The organism is Ruegeria sp. AL7 (assembly GCF_056536105.1).
This window is the reverse complement of the sequence record NZ_JBQFJF010000001.1, coordinates 3,028,397-3,045,044: the sequence shown is the minus strand read 5'-3', so window position 1 is coordinate 3,045,044 and position 16,648 is coordinate 3,028,397. Positions and strand designations below refer to the sequence as shown.

General features: G+C 58.2%; 17 protein-coding genes. 4 read left to right on the top strand and 13 right to left on the bottom strand.

The annotated features are described in order from the left end of the window. Positions 1 to 20: 20 nt before the first annotated feature. From ACR3E2_RS15250 to ACR3E2_RS15225, 6 genes are all read right to left on the bottom strand, one after another. The gene (locus tag ACR3E2_RS15250) at positions 21 to 827 is read right to left on the bottom strand and encodes a CE1 family esterase (RefSeq protein ID WP_480483015.1); all 807 of its coding nucleotides are present in this window, start codon (positions 825 to 827) and stop codon (positions 21 to 23) included. Positions 828 to 1,312: 485 nt separating this feature from the next. Beyond that, the gene (pheS, locus tag ACR3E2_RS15245; protein ID WP_480483013.1) at positions 1,313 to 2,386 is read right to left on the bottom strand and encodes a phenylalanine--tRNA ligase subunit alpha; all 1,074 of its coding nucleotides are present in this window, start codon (positions 2,384 to 2,386) and stop codon (positions 1,313 to 1,315) included. 71 nt (positions 2,387 to 2,457) lie between these two features. Then, on the bottom strand, positions 2,458 to 3,828 hold the full coding sequence (locus ACR3E2_RS15240; RefSeq protein ID WP_480483011.1) for a glutamate--cysteine ligase: 1,371 nt from the start codon (positions 3,826 to 3,828) through the stop codon (positions 2,458 to 2,460). A 66-nt stretch (positions 3,829 to 3,894) separates the two neighbouring features. Beyond that, the gene (locus ACR3E2_RS15235; RefSeq protein WP_480483009.1) at positions 3,895 to 4,422 is read right to left on the bottom strand and encodes a hypothetical protein; all 528 of its coding nucleotides are present in this window, start codon (positions 4,420 to 4,422) and stop codon (positions 3,895 to 3,897) included. Further along, positions 4,419 to 5,264 (bottom strand): GNAT family N-acetyltransferase, encoded by an 846-nt coding sequence (locus tag ACR3E2_RS15230; protein ID WP_480483007.1) that lies wholly within the window; start codon positions 5,262 to 5,264, stop codon positions 4,419 to 4,421. The genes ACR3E2_RS15235 and ACR3E2_RS15230 overlap by 4 nt, the downstream gene beginning before the upstream one ends. Next, the gene (locus ACR3E2_RS15225; RefSeq protein ID WP_480483005.1) at positions 5,261 to 5,986 is read right to left on the bottom strand and encodes a 16S rRNA (uracil(1498)-N(3))-methyltransferase; all 726 of its coding nucleotides are present in this window, start codon (positions 5,984 to 5,986) and stop codon (positions 5,261 to 5,263) included. The genes ACR3E2_RS15230 and ACR3E2_RS15225 overlap by 4 nt, the downstream gene beginning before the upstream one ends. 11 nt (positions 5,987 to 5,997) lie before the next feature. Here ACR3E2_RS15225 and ubiA point away from each other — a divergent pair, with 11 nt between their 5' ends. From ubiA to ACR3E2_RS15210, 3 genes are all read left to right on the top strand, one after another. Continuing rightward, the gene (ubiA, locus tag ACR3E2_RS15220; RefSeq protein WP_480483003.1) at positions 5,998 to 6,960 is read left to right on the top strand and encodes a 4-hydroxybenzoate octaprenyltransferase; all 963 of its coding nucleotides are present in this window, start codon (positions 5,998 to 6,000) and stop codon (positions 6,958 to 6,960) included. Between the two features lie 64 nt (positions 6,961 to 7,024). After that, entirely contained in the window at positions 7,025 to 8,944 is a 1,920-nt protein-coding gene (locus ACR3E2_RS15215; protein WP_480483002.1) for an OmpA family protein, read from the top strand. A gap of 1 nt (position 8,945) precedes the next feature. After that, positions 8,946 to 9,266, top strand: a complete 321-nt coding sequence (locus ACR3E2_RS15210; RefSeq protein WP_267365430.1) for a hypothetical protein — start codon at positions 8,946 to 8,948, stop codon at positions 9,264 to 9,266. A gap of 55 nt (positions 9,267 to 9,321) precedes the next feature. On the opposite strand, the gene ACR3E2_RS15205 is transcribed toward ACR3E2_RS15210, so the two are convergent. From ACR3E2_RS15205 to pgsA, 3 genes are read right to left on the bottom strand one after another with little or no spacing between them, the layout of a single operon-like run. Then, positions 9,322 to 9,765, bottom strand: coding sequence for a molybdenum cofactor biosynthesis protein MoaE (locus ACR3E2_RS15205; RefSeq protein ID WP_480482999.1), 444 nt, complete (start codon positions 9,763 to 9,765; stop codon positions 9,322 to 9,324). A 3-nt stretch (positions 9,766 to 9,768) separates the two neighbouring features. After that, positions 9,769 to 10,014, bottom strand: coding sequence for a molybdopterin converting factor subunit 1 (gene moaD, locus ACR3E2_RS15200; RefSeq protein WP_209506660.1), 246 nt, complete (start codon positions 10,012 to 10,014; stop codon positions 9,769 to 9,771). A gap of 3 nt (positions 10,015 to 10,017) precedes the next feature. Next, complete coding sequence (gene pgsA / locus ACR3E2_RS15195; RefSeq protein WP_480482997.1) at positions 10,018 to 10,686, bottom strand: CDP-diacylglycerol--glycerol-3-phosphate 3-phosphatidyltransferase; 669 nt, start codon at positions 10,684 to 10,686, stop codon at positions 10,018 to 10,020. Positions 10,687 to 10,860: 174 nt separating this feature from the next. Between pgsA and ACR3E2_RS15190 the strand changes: the two genes are divergently transcribed. Next, the gene (locus ACR3E2_RS15190) at positions 10,861 to 11,745 is read left to right on the top strand and encodes a DMT family transporter (RefSeq protein WP_480482995.1); all 885 of its coding nucleotides are present in this window, start codon (positions 10,861 to 10,863) and stop codon (positions 11,743 to 11,745) included. On the opposite strand, the gene uvrC is transcribed toward ACR3E2_RS15190, so the two are convergent. From uvrC to ACR3E2_RS15170, 4 genes are all read right to left on the bottom strand, one after another. Continuing rightward, positions 11,742 to 13,604 (bottom strand): excinuclease ABC subunit UvrC, encoded by a 1,863-nt coding sequence (gene uvrC, locus ACR3E2_RS15185; RefSeq protein ID WP_480482993.1) that lies wholly within the window; start codon positions 13,602 to 13,604, stop codon positions 11,742 to 11,744. The genes ACR3E2_RS15190 and uvrC overlap by 4 nt on opposite strands. 290 nt (positions 13,605 to 13,894) lie before the next feature. Further along, on the bottom strand, positions 13,895 to 14,674 hold the full coding sequence (locus ACR3E2_RS15180; protein ID WP_480482991.1) for an SDR family oxidoreductase: 780 nt from the start codon (positions 14,672 to 14,674) through the stop codon (positions 13,895 to 13,897). A gap of 21 nt (positions 14,675 to 14,695) precedes the next feature. After that, a complete protein-coding gene (locus ACR3E2_RS15175) occupies positions 14,696 to 15,658 on the bottom strand; it encodes a calcium/sodium antiporter (RefSeq protein WP_267365434.1) in 963 nt (320 codons plus the stop codon). Positions 15,659 to 15,829: 171 nt separating this feature from the next. Beyond that, entirely contained in the window at positions 15,830 to 16,627 is a 798-nt protein-coding gene (locus tag ACR3E2_RS15170) for a S49 family peptidase (protein WP_480482989.1), read from the bottom strand. Positions 16,628 to 16,648: the final 21 nt, after the last annotated feature.

Below are 16,648 nucleotides of genomic sequence, written 5' to 3'. Positions count from 1 at the left end.
CGGGGTGCAAGCTCTGCGCGTCACGGATACGTGGGGGTGCGGCCCAAAAGCTCATCCAGCTGCCATCCGATCCAGCCATGGGGGATGAAATGTCCACCGGGATGCGTGTCCAGCATCACCTGCCCCTGCGTGCAATCGGTCCATTCCACTCGGCTAAGGGTCAGGAACGGTTCCACACTCCAATCACCCCGCGGGGTGGCTGCATCGCAGCCGTATTTCTCACGCCACAGCGCCACCGGATACGTTGTATCGCCACCCGGACCAAACGGGAAATCCATCACCGTGTCATCTGTCCCATGGACATGCCGCACCTCTTGCGGGGCTTGCGGGCAGGTCTCGGTCTGGCGGAGTGTTCCGGCCACACCCAGCAGTGCTGCGATATCATCGCCGGTTTCGCAGACAAAGCGCCACGCCATCGCACTTCCAAAGGAATAGCCTGATACATAGATGCGGGTCGCGTCGATCGGATAGCGCCGGGCGACATCCTCAAGCACCCGGTCGGCAAAAGGCACATCATCCGAGCTTGCGGACCAGAAATCCCAGCTTTTGCCCAGACCGTTCGGGGCCACCAGCAGCACACCCCGACGTTTCGTGGCCCCGGCAATCCGTTCGTGGTTCACCACCACGGTCCCCTGCCGGGACCAGCCATGGAAATGCAGCAGCACCGGCAGAGGTGTTTCACCATCCCAGCCATCAGGTTCTAAAACGTGATACGAGCGGTCACCGAGATCACAGACAATATCGCCGTGGCATTCGGTTTTCCAGGGCCCCATGGCAAAGGCGGGCCCGGTCATCAGCAGAAGAAGGCAGAGCAATCGACAGATCATGCGCCCGACCCTAACGAGGCATTCCGCCCTGTCACTTAACATATCGGTGTGGTCCGAACGTAGGCCGGGCTTCAGCTCGGCACCCACCCATCGCACATGGCGGGCTGAAGCCCGCCCTACGTCAGGTCAAAGCATCAAGCCGCGCTTAGCAGCCAAACCAACTGCTCACCACCACTTCCAAAACCCGCAATTGCGTTTGTAAATGAGGTCCTGAGTTTTTTCTCTCTGAATTCTATCGCGCATCTGAAACACAGCAGGCCGCAAAAACTCGAAACCAGCAATTAGAATTCCGGGCAAGAACAGAAGTGCCGATGCAACAAAAGCAATCAGAACTGCAACCGGCTGGCTTTTCCAAACCCACAGCACAAAAGTTGGCGTCACAAACATCGCGAGGAACAAACACAAACACCAAAGCAGTGGATGCCTAGAAGCCTTTTGCTTCCACCAATCCTTATATGCGGTCAGCCAGTCGTCCGATGTGCTCTCTACCGCGACAAACCACCATGCAGGTTTGGCATATCCAGCGCTGCAAACCCGTAGTGGCGCAGCCAGCGCAGGTCGCTATCAAAGAACGCCCGCAAATCCGGAATGCCGTATTTCAGCATCGCCAGACGGTCGATGCCAATCCCGAACGCAAAACCCTGATAGACCTCGGGGTCGATCCCTCCAGCGGCGATCACCTTGGGGTGAACCATGCCGGAACCCAGAATCTCCATCCAGTCGTCGCCCTCGCCGATCTTCAGCTGGCCGTTATCCCACGAACAGCGGATATCGACCTCGGCCGACGGCTCGGTGAAGGGGAAGTGCGAGGCGCGGAAGCGCAGTTCGACATCATCGACCTCGAAGAATGCTTTCACGAACTCTTCCAGAACCCATTTCAGGTTCGCCATCGAGATGTCCTTGTCGATGGCCAGCCCCTCGACCTGATGGAACATCGGCGTGTGGGTCTGGTCGTAATCGGCGCGGTACACGCCGCCCGGACAGATTACGCGGATCGGTGCACCCTGTTTCTCCATCGAGCGAATCTGGACAGGCGAGGTATGGGTGCGCAGCACATGCGGCGGGCGGTCATCACCCTCGGCGCGGTGCATATAGAACGTGTCCATCTCGGCCCGTGCGGGGTGGTGACCGGGGATGTTCAGCGCGTCGAAATTGTACCAGTCGTCTTCAACACGCGGCCCTTCGGCCACCGAGAAGCCCAGTTCAGCAAAGATCGCGGTCAGTTCCTCGGTCGCCTGGCTGATCGGGTGGATTGACCCCTGACGGCGCGGGCGGGTCGGCAGGGTGACGTCCAGCCATTCGGTCCGCAGGCGCTCATCCAGTGCAACATCGGCCAGCGCGGCTTTCTTGGCGGACAGCGCCGAGTTAATCTCATCCTTCAGGGCATTCAGCGCCGGGCCTGCGACCTGACGTTCCTCGGGCGTCATCTTGCCCAGCTCGCGCATCTTCAGCGCGACCTCGCCTTTTTTGCCAACAGCCGCGACGCGGATCGCCTCAAGCGCGTTTTCGTCGCCTGCTTCGGCGATTTGGCCCAGATACTTTGCCTTAAGATCGTCCATGACGGCCCTCTGAATTTGGTCGAGAACCTGCTATCGGCCCCGCCCCGCGAATGCAAGCGGGACGGTGCGCATCAATAGCTGTATTCGGGATAAATCCGGGTCAGGTCGCCATTCCAGTCGCCATTGTAGTGTTCCAGCAACTCATCTGCCGGAACCTTGCCGGTGTCGATGCTTTCCTTCAACGCGTTCAGGAAATGCGTCTCATCCGGGACCAAACCACCAGCACCAGGGCGCGCACGGGCTTTCAGGCCCGCCTCGGAGATTGCCACAACTTCACGCGCCAGATCATGCATGTTGACGTTGCCAACCTGCGCTTGAAGCCCGTCTTTGGCCGCCGCAACACGCAGCGCCTCGCGCGTTTCAGCATCCCAGCCTTTGACCAGATCCCACGCCGCATCCAGCGCGGTTTGGTCATAGGTCAGCCCGACCCAGAAGGCGGGCAAGGCGCAAAGCCGTCGCCAAGGGCCACCATCCGCGCCGCGCATCTCCATGAACTTCTTGATCCGCGCTTCGGGAAAGGCCGTTGTCAGGTGATCGGCCCAATCCGACAGGGTCGGCGTTTCACCCGGCAATGCAGGCAACTCACCCTTGAGGAAATCTCGGAACGACATGCCCAGCGCATTAATGTACTGCCCGTCGCGGTAGACGAAATACATCGGCACATCGAGCGCGTATTGGACATAGCGTTCGAATCCAAAGCCATCCTCGAACACGAAGGGCAACATGCCCGTGCGCGCATCGTCCAGATGTCGCCAGATATGGCTGCGCCAGCTTTTCTGACCGTTCACTTTACCTTCGAAGAACGGAGAATTGGCAAACAGCGCCGTCGCTACCGGCTGCAATGCCAGCGCCACGCGCAGTTTCTGTACCATGTCGGCTTCGGACCCGAAGTCGATATTAACCTGAACGGTACACGTCCGCCGCATCATGGCGCGGCCCATGGTGCCGACTTTTTCCATATAATCGTTCATCAGCCGATACCGCCCCTTGGGCATCAGCGGCATCTGGTCATGCGTCCAGATCGGCGCCGCGCCCAGACCGATGAATCCCACACCGATCTCATCGGCGATATCCTTCACCTCGCGCAGGTGAGTGTTCACCTCATCGCAGGTTTCATGGATCGTCTCCAGAGGGGCACCCGACAGCTCCAGCGCGCCACCCGGTTCAAGGCTGACATTTGCGCCGTCCTTTTCAAGACCGATCAGATGACCGGATTCACGGACCTCTCCCCAGCCGTGGCGATCCCGCAACCCCTCCAACACGGCGACAATGGATCGCTTTCCTTCAAAAGGCAGAGGTTTCAGCGTGTCCTTGCAATAGCCGAATTTCTCATGCTCGGTGCCGATGCGCCAATCTTGCTTGGGTTTGCAACCCGATTCCAGATATTCGGCCAGTTGTTCATGGCGTTCGATCGGACCGCCGCCGGACTGAGGGATGGACATGAACCGTGCTCCGATCCTGCTGTGTCTGTTTTGAAGGTCAAGTGGTGGTCGTAAATGGCGCCAGTGTCAATGCAACGGCAGATGCGCCGGGCGCGACGGTGTACGTTCCCAGATAACGACCGGATGCTGCGATTTGCCGTTGAGTTCCGATAGCATTTGCTCGGTTTTGAGGCCCGGCAGGTTTGAGAATACGTCGAACAATGCCTCGGCTCCTTCTGCATTCACAGGAATGTGAAGCGCTGGCTGGCCCGGCTGATCCAGAACCCAATGTGCAGGGTCGGAGGTCGGGTCAAGGGCCAGACGCTCAATTTCGCGGGACGCGACGATGCCGCCATCCAAGGGGCCCAGATAAGTGATCTGACCTTCATCAATCGTCACGACACCTTGCCCCCCCACACCTGTTCTGAAGCGCGCGCGCTGTATGCCGATCACAGTCAAAGCCGCTGACATGACAATCAGAAACCAGCCTACCCAAGCCAGCAGCCCACCCGGCCCGCTGATCCAGCTCAGACCAAGGATCAGGACAAAAGCCGCAACCAGAACCTCGCGCCAACGCCAAAGCGCCAGTTTTGCCTCGGGTCGGATGAAACTCATGAGAGCACCCTTTGCGGTTCCTGCAGCAAAGCGACCTTGTACCAACCCACCTGTTGGAACCCAATCGCCTCATAGGCACGGGCGGCAGGTGCGTTGTTCGCAAATAGGATCGCGGCCGCCGCACCCTCGGATTTTGCTTTCTGCATCAATGCGGTCGTAACCCGTCGACCCAGGCCACGATTTCTGTTTTTACGTGGAACAAAAACACCACCGACCTGAACTTGGTCGTGAACCCTGGCATTCACGGATGCCATGGCAACCGGCGCGTCGCCTTCCATCAGGACAATCGCCCTGCCTGCGGTCATTTCCGCCTCGACGCGCTCTGCGGCAAGCTCACGCGCCTCTTCGCCTGCGGCCTGTCCGGTATCCTCGATGTAATCCGCGAACCAAGTGTGCAGTCTTGACCGATCCTCGGCGCGCAAATCGCGATAAGGAACAGGTGCCTCAGTCAGACCTCGCAGGTCACGTCGATAAAGCGGTTCATCGTGATTCAACCGGTACTTCGCCTTCCCCAATCCCAGAGCGCCCAACGTCAGCTCGACCTGAGGTGCATCTCCCGTCATACCCAAAACGGTTTCGCCTTCGATCATCCGCGCGAAACACTCGACAGCTTCGGTTTCGGCGTTGGGCAATTGAACCATCAGATAGCCCTTCTTGCCGAGCCCGAAGACACCCCGGACCTGATCCTCACCCCAGATGAAGTAGCGGCTGGAATATTCATTCGCATTCAACCCCACCCCGTGGGCCGCCAAATTGCTGCGCAAAAACATTGAACTGTCAGGGTAGCGGGACAGAAACCTCTCAAGCGCCGGGGCATCCGATTGAACCGCCTCGCGAATCACGACCAATCCCCCAATGCCTGCTGCCACATGGTCAATGCGGCCACCGCCGCTGTATCCGCCCGCAGAATACGCGGGCCAAGACTGACCACATGCGCATAGGGTAAAGCCGACAGCCGCGCACGCTCAGCGTTGGAAAACCCGCCTTCCGGGCCGATGAGAATGGCCCAGGGGCGCCCTTTTTCATTCGCTGCCAGCCGCAGGGCCGAGCCGACCTCGGCCTCGTTGCAGAACATCAACTGCCGACCTTCAGGCCAGGTCTTCAGCACGCGGTCCAGCCGCTGAAGGTCTGCCACTTCGGGCACGTAGGTTCCACCGCATTGTTCAGCGGCTTCGATTGCATGAGCCTGAAGCCGGTCTTGCCGGATACGGTCTGCGTTGGTGAATTCGGTCTGAACTGGCAGGATGCGAGCCGCGCCCATTTCAGCGGCTTTTTCTACAATGAAGTCGGTGCGCGCCTTTTTGATCGGCGCAAACAGGAACCACAGATCGGGGGGCAGATGCAAAGGTTTGGTCTGCCTGACACAGGTCAGAGCGCCACCGCGTTTTCCGGACTCGGCCACCTCGGCCAGCCACTCTCCATCTTTGCCGTTAAACAGCGCCACTGCTCCGCCAACCGGCAGTCGCATGACGCCAAACAGATAGTGCGCCTGATCGCGCGTCAAAGGAACCGATTGCCCCTGACCCAAGGGCTGCTCTACATACAGTCTGATTTTCGCACTCATGAGACCTACATATGCAAGGCAATGCCCCAACACCAGATGGTCAAGTCGCCGATGCCGTCACCGGCAACTGGGTCGACACATATGCCCCAGCCTTTGCCCGACCGTATCTGCGCCTCAGCCGCGCGGACCGGCCCATCGGCACATGGCTGTTGCTGCTTCCATGTTGGTGGGGGCTGGCGCTGGCCATCCTGCATGACGGTCAACCGCGTTGGGAAGATCTGTGGATTGCCCTAGGCTGCGCATTCGGAGCTTTTTTGATGCGAGGTGCCGGTTGCACGTGGAATGACATTACAGACCGGGAATTCGACGCACAGGTTGAACGCACACGCTCGCGCCCGATACCGTCGGGGCAAGTCAGTGTCCGGCAAGCTGCGGCCTGGATGATACTGCAAAGCCTTCTGGCGCTCGGCGTTCTTCTCAGCTTCAATCAGGCGGCGATTGCCATGGGTGTGTTATCTTTACTGCCGGTGACCGTTTATCCGTTTGCCAAGCGGTTTACCTGGTGGCCTCAGGTTTTTCTGGGGCTGGCCTTCAACTGGGGCGCATTACTGGCCTGGACGGCGCATAGCGGGTCGCTCGGCTGGCCTGCTGGCACGCTGTACCTGTCCGGCATCGCCTGGACCCTGTTCTATGACACGATCTATGCACATCAGGATACCGAGGACGATGAACTGGTCGGCATCAAATCCACCGCGCGCCTGTTTGGCACCGACACGGCGAAATGGCTGAAGTATTTTCTGGTTGCAACGGTATCGCTGATGGGGCTGGCCATTATTGATGCCGGGGTGCCTGACGCGTCAATTCTGGCGTTGGGGGTCGCGCTTTGCGGCCCCTGGGCCATGGGCTGGCACATGATGTGGCAATTGCGCGGGCTTGATACCGAAGACAACGCCAAGCTGCTGCTGCTGTTTCGTGCCAACCGCGATACCGGCTTTATTCCGCTGATCTTCCTTTGCGTCGCCTTGTTGCTCTGATTGCACCCGCTGAACGGGGCCTGTAAAGATCGGCGCAAACGCCTGAGGAGTGCCAAACCCAAACATGCGTCTGCCGTATTTTATCGCTGTTTCCCTGATCTTTCTTGTATCAGCTGGCCTGTCACTTCTGGCGGCCAGCTATGCTGTTACCGAGATCGAAGAATCATCGGAACTCGCTGTACGGCGCTCGCTGGACCTGAAAGGACACGATTGGGCCGAGGTCGAAGCCGATGGTTTGCGGGTGGTCCTGACCGGTACAGCGCCAGATGAAGCGACCCGCTTTAACGCGCTGACCGCTGCGGGAACCGAAGTTGATACATCCCGCGTAATCGACGAAATGGAGGTTATCGCAACTTCCGCCCTCGCAGCACCGCGCTTTTCGGTAGAAATCCTGCGAAATGACAGTGGAATTTCGGTGATAGGTCTGATCCCGGCCAGTGAGAACAGGGACAAGCTGATCCAACGGCTTGGCAATCTGGACAGATCTGTTGCCATTTCGGACCTGATGGAAACAGCAGATTACCCAAAGCCCAAAGGGTGGGATGCCGCAATATCTTACGCGTTGGAGGCCCTGACCCACCTGCCCCGCGCCAAAATTTCCGCCAGCCCGGATCTGGTCAGGATCACGGCAATTGCCAACAGTCAGCAAGAAAAACAAAAACTGGAACGCGACCTGACGCGTACGGCACCGCCCAGCCTGCGGGTTGGGCTGGCAATTTCAGCACCTCGCCCGGTCGTCACTCCATTTACTTTGCGTTACCTGATCGACGAAGAAGGCGGGCATTTTGACGCCTGCTCGGCGCAGGATGAGAAGGCACGTGACCGAATCGTGGCCGCCGCGAAAAACGCCGGGTTAACGGGGCCTTATTCCTGCACCATCGCCTTGGGCGAACCATCGCCACGCTGGCCAGAAGCAGCCGAGAAAAGCATTCAGGCGCTGTTCCGGATAGGCCAGGGTTCGGTCACCATGTCAGACGCGGACATTACCCTGATCGCAGCGGAGGGAACCGATCCTGCGTTGTTCGACCGGGTTGTGGGCGAGCTTGAAACCGAGCTGCCTGCGGTCTTCGCCTTGCACGCCGTATTGCCCGAGCCTGAGACAACGAACCCAAATGGCCCGGTCGAGTTCTCGGCCACCCGCAGCCCTGAAGGGCTGGTGCAATTGCGCGGACGGCTGGGTGATGAAACTCTGCGCGACATGGTCGACAGCTACGCGCGCGCGGCCTTTGGATCCGATCAGGTATATACTGCCACCCGCATCGTTTCGGATCTCCCGACGGACTGGCCTGTACGTGTTCTGGCCGGTCTGGAGGCTTTGGGTCAGCTCCACAACGGCGTATTGACCGTAACACCCGATACGGTCGAACTGATCGGCCTCAGCCACGAAGAAGACGCCAAGGCCCGCATCGCAGGTCAATTGTCCGACAAGTTGGGCGAGGGGCAGGAATACACCCTGACCATCACCTATCAGCCCCCACCGGAACCCGAGGACGCCCTGCCCGACCCGGAAGTCTGCGAGGCCCAAATTGCTGAAATTCAGGCCACCAGCAAAATCGCCTTTGAGCCCGGATCGGCCACGATTGCATCAGACTCGCGCGATGTGGTGAACCAGATTGCGGATATCCTGCGCGACTGCGGTCCGATCCGTATGGAGATTCAGGGCCACACAGACAGTCAGGGCCGTGAAGAGATGAACCAACAACTCAGCCAGGCGCGGGCGCAATCCATTCTGAACGAGCTGCGCGGGCGGCGCATTCCTACCAGCAGCTACACCGCCGTGGGGTATGGGGAAACGCAACCCATCGCTGACAACGACACCGAAGAGGGTCGGGAAGAAAACCGCCGGATCGAGTTCCGTCTGATCCGCCCTGAGCCTGTTGAGGGTAGAGAAACAGGCCTTGAAGCGCTTGAGGCCGAGGCTGCGACTTCCGCAGAGGACCAAACCGACACGACCGCACCAGATGCGGATGCAGGGGACCAGTAAGTTGAACAGAACAGAATTCGTCATTGTAACTGCCATTATCCTGTTCGCCGCCTTCTGCATGGGCTGGTTTGCCAACTGGTTGGCGCACCGCCTGTCCCGAGTAAGTCAAAGCGACGTTGCCGATCTGGATCGGATGAGTCAGGAGTTGCACGAGGCCGAGGAAACCCGCGATCAGGCCATCACCTATTTGCAGCAACGTGAGGCCGAATTGACAAACCAGCTAACCCAGACAGAGGCCGAGCTGGCAGCTGCTATGGATGGCCTGCGGGCCGCGCGTCAGGAGGCCGAAGAACTGCGCGGACGGATCAACAACGCGGATTAAGCATACGACCTTGCGCCGCCGCCCAAGTTTGCAAGAATAAACGGTCGCTAAATCACTACCACCGGGTCAGCGCGTCTTCGTCTTCGTCTTTAGCTGCGACCCATTCCGCACCAGAGTGGGTGATTTCCTTCTTCCAGAAGGGTGCGCGAGACTTCAGATAATCCATCAGATATTCCGCTGCCTCAAACGCATCTTTACGATGCGGTGCAGCGGTCGCCACCATCATGATCCTGTCTCCCGGGGACAGGCGGCCATGACGATGGATCACCAGGACGTCACCCAATGACCACCGCTCCTTGGCTTCCTGGGCAATCTTGCTCAGCGCCCGTTCCGTCATACCCGGATAGTGTTCAATCTCCATCACATCCAGATCACCGCTTGCCAGGTCGCGCACAACGCCAGTGAAGGTGACAATGGCTCCGTTGGCATCATCCCCGGCGGCAAAAGCATTGGCCTCGGCGCCCAGATCGAATGCTTCCTGCTGAACAGTGATCCGCATCACTCAGCCGCCCGTCATTGGTGGAAAAAACGCCACTTCCCGAACGCCCGACAGCGAGGCGTCAAAATCCGACAATTCCTGATCCAGTGCAACGCGCAGGGCGGACAAATCGGCAAATGCCGCGGCATAGCGTTCTTCCCGCGCGCTCAACTCGGCCACCAGATCATTGACAGTGACTGCCTGCGTTTCGACCTTTTCCTTTGGCAAACCGATACGTTCGCGTACCCATGCAAAATACAGCACATCCATCCCTTAGATCTCCTTCAGATGTGGCATGGCTTTACGTAGGTAATCATAGCCGGTGATCAACGTCAGTGTCGCCGCAATCCACAGCAACCACAGCCCGATCTGGCCTGCCCAGAACATACCATGGATGTTCCAGCGCAGGTGATTCACATCTTCAACCTGGCCCGCGATAATCTGTTCTACCAGCGCGGCGTCCATGCCGAAACTCGCCATCACGGCATAGTGTTCAAAGATGCCCTGCGAGAACAGCACGGCGATGGCGATCATCTGCGCTGTAGTTTTCCACTTGGCAAGCTTTGTAACCTTCAGCGTCCCCGCCACATCGCCCAGATATTCGCGCAGGCCCGAGACAAAAACCTCGCGGAACAGGATCACGGTGGCGGGTAGCACCAGCCATGGCGTCCAGTGTTCGGTCGAATAGCCAACCAGAATCATCAGCGCGATCACCACCATTGCCTTGTCGGCAATCGGATCCAGCATCGCGCCCATCTTGGTTTCCTGTTTCCACGCACGGGCCAGATAGCCATCAAACCAATCGGTGATCGCCGCCGACAGGAACAGGATCAAAGCGAACCAGTCCGCATAGGGCCGGGTGAAGTACAAAAACATAACGGCCAGACCGGGCGCAGCCAGCAGGCGTAGAACCGTCAGGATATTGGGCAAATTCCACTTCATGGCTTGGACCCTATATCGCCGGTTCAAGACAGAAAAGACAAACCGGTAAAAAACTACATCACTCACAACAGCTTGGTCAAAGCGCCGCAGGTCCGACCCTTTGGACCTCGTGCACTTGGCGTTTCACGTCTTTGCAGTCAGATTGCCCGTCGACTGCAAAGCGGAACGTACAGGATGACAGCGCATATTCAAACCGACGCCCGGTCGAACATGATCGGCAGCCTGTGGATGGTGGCCGCAATGGCGGGCTTTGCGCTGGAGGATGCGTTGCTGAAAGCAGCATCGACCGCGCTTCCGATCTGGCAGGTACTGGTGCTGTTCGGGACCGGCGGGTCCATAATATTTGCCGCGCTGGCGTCAGCTCGTGGGAAACGCCTGACACACCCGGACGTTCTTTCCCGCCCGATGAAAGTTCGGGTGCTGTTCGAAGTCTTTGGTCGGCTATTCTATGTGCTCGCCATTGCGTTGACGCCCTTGTCCTCGGCCACCGTGATCTTGCAAGCAACGCCTTTGGTTGTGGTCGCAGGCGCGGCATTATTCTTTGGTGAAGCGGTTGGTTGGCGGCGATGGAGCGCGATTTTTGTCGGTATGATCGGAGTCGTCATTATTCTGCAACCGACCGGGGACAGTTTTTCACTGCTGTCGATGCTGGCCGTGCTGGGTATGTTAGGGTTCGCAGGGCGTGATCTGGCCAGCCGCGCGGCCCCTGCGACCCTTGGAACCGAAGTACTGGGGTTTTATGGTTTCCTCAGCATTATCGTCGCGGGCCTTGCCTATCGGGTGTGGGAAGGCGCACCCATGACACCGGTTAGCACGCACACCAGCCTGCATCTGACGGGCGCGGTTCTGATGGGCGTCATGGCCTATGCCGCGCTCATGAACGCAATGCGCACGGGTGAAGTGTCAGCCGTGACCCCGTTCCGCTATACGCGACTGCTGTTCGGTATCGGGTTGGGTATCGCCCTGTTCGGCGAAAGCCTGGACCGTACTATGTGGGTCGGCAGCGCGCTTATTGTGGCCTCGGGCCTCTATATCCTGTGGCGGGGGCGACAGGTCTAACCCTTGTCGTGGAAGAAATCATAGACTTTCTGAGCCAACCCGGCCGAGATTCCCTCGACCGCTTTCAGGTCTGCCAGATTGGCCCGGCTTACCGCTTTGGCGCTGCCGAAGTGAGTCAGCAATGCGCGCTTGCGTGCAGCCCCGACGCCCGGAATTTCATCCAGCGGCGTGGCACCAACGGCCTTGGCGCGTTTCGCGCGATGGGTGCCAATGGCAAAACGGTGCGCCTCGTCCCTTAACCGTTGAATAAAGTACAAGACCGGATTGTTGCGTTTTAGGGCAAAGGGGCGCTGGCCGATCCGGTGAAACTCTTCCTTGCCGTGGTCACGGTCGACCCCTTTGGCAACACCGACCATCGGAATGTCTTCGACCCCGTGGGCCTGCATGATCTCGTGCACGGCGCTGACCTGTCCGGCACCGCCATCGATCAACAGCAGGTCGGGCCAAAGCCCTTTATCCCGATCCGGGTCTTCTTTTTGCAGGCGGGTGAAGCGACGGTTCAGAACCTCTTTCATCATGCCGAAATCATCACCCGGCGTCAGGTCGTCGCCGCGAATGTTGAACTTGCGATAGGCGTTTTTCATGAACCCGTCGGGCCCTGCCACGATCATACCACCCACCGCGTTAGTGCCTTGGATATGAGAGTTATCGTAGACCTCAATCCGTCCCGGTGGACTATCCAGATCAAACGCCTCTGCCACCCCGCGCAGCAACTTGGCCTGCGTGGCGCTTTCCGACATGCGCCTGGCCAGAGACTCTCGCGCATTGCGCAAGGCACCTGCAACCAGTTCCTGTTTCTCACCACGCAGCGGGACAAGGATTTCGACTTTGCGCCCGGCTTTCTCGGACAAAGCCTCCTGCATTAAATCGGCGTTTTCGATCCCGTCCGACAAGATCAACTGCCGTGGTGGTTCCTTGTTGTCGTAGAACTGGCCAAGGAAAGCCTCCATCACTTCGGCATGTGATACATCCGGGCCAACACGCGGATAAAAGTCCTTGTTGCCCCAGTTCTGGTTGGCCCGGATGAAGAATACCTGAACACAGGCTTGCCCGCTGTCCATATAAAGGCCGATCACATCCGCCTCGGTCACGCCACGAGGGTTGATGCCTTGCGCGGTCTGTACCTGCGTCAGCGCCCGGATGCGGTCGCGCAGACCGGCGGCGCGTTCGAACTCCATAGCCTCGGACGCCGCCATCATCTGTTCAGCCAGTTCCTCCTGCACCTTGGTCGAGCGCCCCGACAGGAAACGTTCTGCATCCTTGACGCTTTCACTGTAATCTTGCGCCGAAATCAAACCGACACACGGCCCGGAACACCGTTTGATCTGATAAAGCAGACAGGGCCGCGTGCGGCTGTCGAACATGGAATCCGAACAGTTACGCAGCAGGAATGCCTTTTGCAGCTGGTTCAATGTGCGGTTTACAGCACCCGCGCTGGCAAATGGTCCGAAATAGGCGCCTTTTTCCTTCTTCGCCCCACGGTGTTTTTTGATCTGCGGAAAGTCATGATCCTTGGCGACCAGGATGTTCGGAAAGCTTTTGTCGTCCCGCAGCAGCACATTGTATTTCGGTTTAAGCTGCTTGATCAGGTTCTGCTCCAGCAGCAGCGCTTCGGTTTCCGTTCTTGTGGTTAGAAACATCATCGAAGCGGTCGAGGAAATCATCTTCTCGATCCGGCCCGAGTGACCCGGCCTTGTATAGTTCGACACCCGCGCCTTCAGGTTTCGCGCCTTGCCCACGTATAAAACCCGACTGTCGGCATCCAGCATCCGGTACACCCCGGGTGAGCTGTCCAGCGTCTTTGCGTAGCGCTGAATGCAGGCATAACCGGTCAGGGACGATTCACTGTGGGTAGTCATGGGATTCCGATATGATTCTCTTATACTGGCTGCAATCTTGCGGGCTTCAGATCAAGAGAAAACAAATCCACGATTCCTGTGGATAAGTGTGAAGATAAGTTTTCACAGCCTTAGAATTTCCCTTGTTTCATTACCACTTCATTAACATGCACAAAAAATAGGCACATTATCAAGATGCTGATTTTTAACGATATTTTTTCACACATTTAGCAAGTGTATGAAAAAAAAGACATTTTTGTAACACGCAGGTAACACAAACGTGCGCGGTGCAAAACTTGCAGCGATATTGCTTATTCAACTCCCAGAACGTCCGGTGTTTTCCACCCCAGGTGTTGGCCGCCATCCACGCATATCAGTTGCCCCGTTACTGCGTGTGCATCCAGAAAATATCCCAAGGCGGCGGTGATATCCGACGGATTTGACCCACGTTCCAGAACAGTATTCGTTCGTTGCGCCTGGAAATGCTCAGCGCTTTGACGATGCCCCTGTACCGTCGGTCCGGGTCCGATGGCATTGACCCGGATTGCAGGGGACAGCGCCTGTGCCGAGGTACGGGTCAGCGTCCATAGCCCCATTTTGGCGATGGTGTAAGACATGAACTCGGGTGTCAGCTTGCGTACACGCATGTCCACCATGTTGATGATCAGACCGGTCGCAACTGGTTCGCCATTTTCGTCCGTGTTCGGGGCCAGCCCCTGCCCGGCCATGGCTTGGGTCAAAACGAACGGTGCCCGCAGATTGCTGTCGAGATGGCGGTCCCAGCTTTGGCGGGTCGCGGTGTGAACGCTGTCATACTCAAAGATCGAGGCGTTGTTCACCAGACAGGTGATCGGCCCGCCCAGAGCCTCGGCTGCTTTGGGCAGCAGATCCTGCACCTCTGCCTCATCCAGCAGATCAGCCTGCAATGCCACTGACCGTCGGCCCATAGCCTGTACCTCCGCCACAGTCTCGTGCGCGGGGCGTTCTGAGGACGCATAATGAACGGCGACATCATATCCACGACCCGCCAGATAAAGCGCCATGGCCCGACCCAGACGAATACCGGCACCGGTCACTAAAGCTCGGGTCATGCTTCACCTCGTTTTGTCAGATCACACCAGCAATACAGTGACATAAAGCGCATAAAGGAAGGTCAGCACCAGCCCCCAACCGCGAGAGATATCCTGCTTGAAAACAACAAAGGGAACCAGAAGCAGCGATGCGCCCAGCATGACCCAAAGGTCAAAATGCAGGAAACCGGGATCGACCGGGATACGCCCGAACCAGGTTGCAATCCCGATAATGGCCAGAAGATTGAACATGTTCGAGCCAATCACGTTGCCAAGGGCCACATCGGCCTGTCGGCGCAAAGCGGCCATCACGGTTGTCGCCAGTTCGGGTAAAGACGTTCCAACCGCAATTAGGGTCAGACCGATAACCGTTTCACTGACACCATATGTCCGGGCGATGACCGTCGCATTTTCCACCAGCAGGTGCGCCCCCATAGGAAGGCCCACAAGGCCGAGGATCAGGTAAACCGATACCTTCCAGTAAGGCATGTCAGGATCAGCTTCTTCCAGACCTTCAAGGTCGTCGTCATCGGCACAGGCTTCCCCACAGGCCTTGCGGTGCGCCTTTGCTTCACGAAACGCATTCATCAGAACCAGGCCCAAAGCCGCCAGCAGGATCAGGCCGCTGACGACGGTGAATGTTCCACAAAACGCCAACCCTATGAACAGGGCCGTCGCCATCAGCATGAATGCATAGTTCCTACGGCTGTCGCATTCGCTGGTATGGATCGTTGCCAGCATCGCAGGAAGACCAAGAACCAACAGGATGTTGGCCGTGTTTGATCCGACAACATTGCCCAGCGCAATACCCGGTGCGTGTTCCTTGACGGCACTGATAGCAATCAGCAACTCGGGCGCGGACGTGCCGAAGGCCACAATCGTAAGGCTGACGATCAAGGCCGGAACACCTAAACGCAGGCTCAGGTTCACTGCGCCACGCACCAAGGCATCGCCTGCCAGCAACAGGATCAACAGGCCAAGACCAGACAGCAGCCACGTGGTGATCAAGCCCGGCCTCCTTTTCCACAGGCACAGGGGCCTTTTCCGATGCGATAGCGACCGCATCGCGGACATTTCGCCGAACTTAGCTTCTTTTGCCCAGGAAACCGCAGCTTGCCGAACATTGCCAATACGCCCATTGCGATCAGAAATAGAGTGACAGCCTTTACGATCACGTCACAAACCGAAACGCGCGTAGGCTGCCCGCTCCTCTAACCCTGCGATAGCATCCTGCGCCAGGCTGGCACCAAACCGGGTCCAGATCGGTTTTTTCACGCCATAGCGGCGAAATTTGACCTTGTCACCGAAACGGTCCTGCACCTTTGGCTTCAGATGGGCGATGCCGTCGATAAGCCCCAGTTCCTGCGCGCGACGCGCCAGCCAGACCTCGCCCGTGAACAGGTCAGCTTCCTGATTCAGCTTGTCCCCGCGCCGATCTTTGACGTGCGCAATGAAATTCTCGTGGATATCGCCCAATAACCCTTGCAGGCGGGCTACATCCTCTTTCTTTTCCGGTGAAAACGGGTCGAGCATGGACTTCGATTTCCCGGCGGTATGGACCCGCCGCTCAAATCCCTGCCGCGCCAGAAAGACATGCGCGCCAAATCCAGCCGAGATCACACCGATCGATCCCAGTACGGAACTGTCATCGGCCCAGATCTCATCCGCTGCGGCGGCCAGCCAATACCCACCGGATGCAGCGACGTCTTCGACAAAAGCGATGACCGGCACGTCCAGTTCTTCGGACAAACGCCGAATGCGCGCACCGATCATTGAACTTTGGACAGGGGATCCGCCCGGTGAATTGATCTCAAGCGCCACGGCCGCAGGTTTTCCCTTGCGAAAGGCTTTCTCGAGAACCGGCGCAAGCGTGGCGTCGTTCAAGGACCCGCGCCCGGCCATTCCAATGGCGCCGGACAGGCGGACAACGGCCACACAGGGGTGTTTTTTGACGAACGGCAGGCTGAGCTTCATGGGTGCCGATGTAGAGTGCCA

Bases quoted from the DNA above. Each gene is read 5' to 3' on its own strand.
- ACR3E2_RS15215 (WP_480483002.1), top strand. From the start codon at position 7,025: ATGCGTCTGCCGTATTTTATCGCTGTTTCCCTGATCTTTCTTGTATCA.
- ACR3E2_RS15170 (WP_480482989.1), bottom strand. From the start codon at position 16,627: ATGAAGCTCAGCCTGCCGTTCGTCAAAAAACACCCCTGTGTGGCCGTT.
- ACR3E2_RS15250 (WP_480483015.1), bottom strand. From the start codon at position 827: ATGATCTGTCGATTGCTCTGCCTTCTTCTGCTGATGACCGGGCCCGCC.
- uvrC (WP_480482993.1), bottom strand. From the start codon at position 13,604: ATGACTACCCACAGTGAATCGTCCCTGACCGGTTATGCCTGCATTCAG.
- ACR3E2_RS15235 (WP_480483009.1), bottom strand. From the start codon at position 4,422: ATGAGTTTCATCCGACCCGAGGCAAAACTGGCGCTTTGGCGTTGGCGC.
- pgsA (WP_480482997.1), bottom strand. From the start codon at position 10,686: ATGAAGTGGAATTTGCCCAATATCCTGACGGTTCTACGCCTGCTGGCT.
- ACR3E2_RS15190 (WP_480482995.1), top strand. From the start codon at position 10,861: ATGACAGCGCATATTCAAACCGACGCCCGGTCGAACATGATCGGCAGC.
- ACR3E2_RS15240 (WP_480483011.1), bottom strand. From the start codon at position 3,828: ATGTCCATCCCTCAGTCCGGCGGCGGTCCGATCGAACGCCATGAACAA.
- moaD (WP_209506660.1), bottom strand. From the start codon at position 10,014: ATGGATGTGCTGTATTTTGCATGGGTACGCGAACGTATCGGTTTGCCA.
- ubiA (WP_480483003.1), top strand. From the start codon at position 5,998: ATGCAAGGCAATGCCCCAACACCAGATGGTCAAGTCGCCGATGCCGTC.
- pheS (WP_480483013.1), bottom strand. From the start codon at position 2,386: ATGGACGATCTTAAGGCAAAGTATCTGGGCCAAATCGCCGAAGCAGGC.
- ACR3E2_RS15180 (WP_480482991.1), bottom strand. From the start codon at position 14,674: ATGACCCGAGCTTTAGTGACCGGTGCCGGTATTCGTCTGGGTCGGGCC.
- ACR3E2_RS15205 (WP_480482999.1), bottom strand. From the start codon at position 9,765: ATGCGGATCACTGTTCAGCAGGAAGCATTCGATCTGGGCGCCGAGGCC.
- ACR3E2_RS15225 (WP_480483005.1), bottom strand. From the start codon at position 5,986: ATGAGTGCGAAAATCAGACTGTATGTAGAGCAGCCCTTGGGTCAGGGG.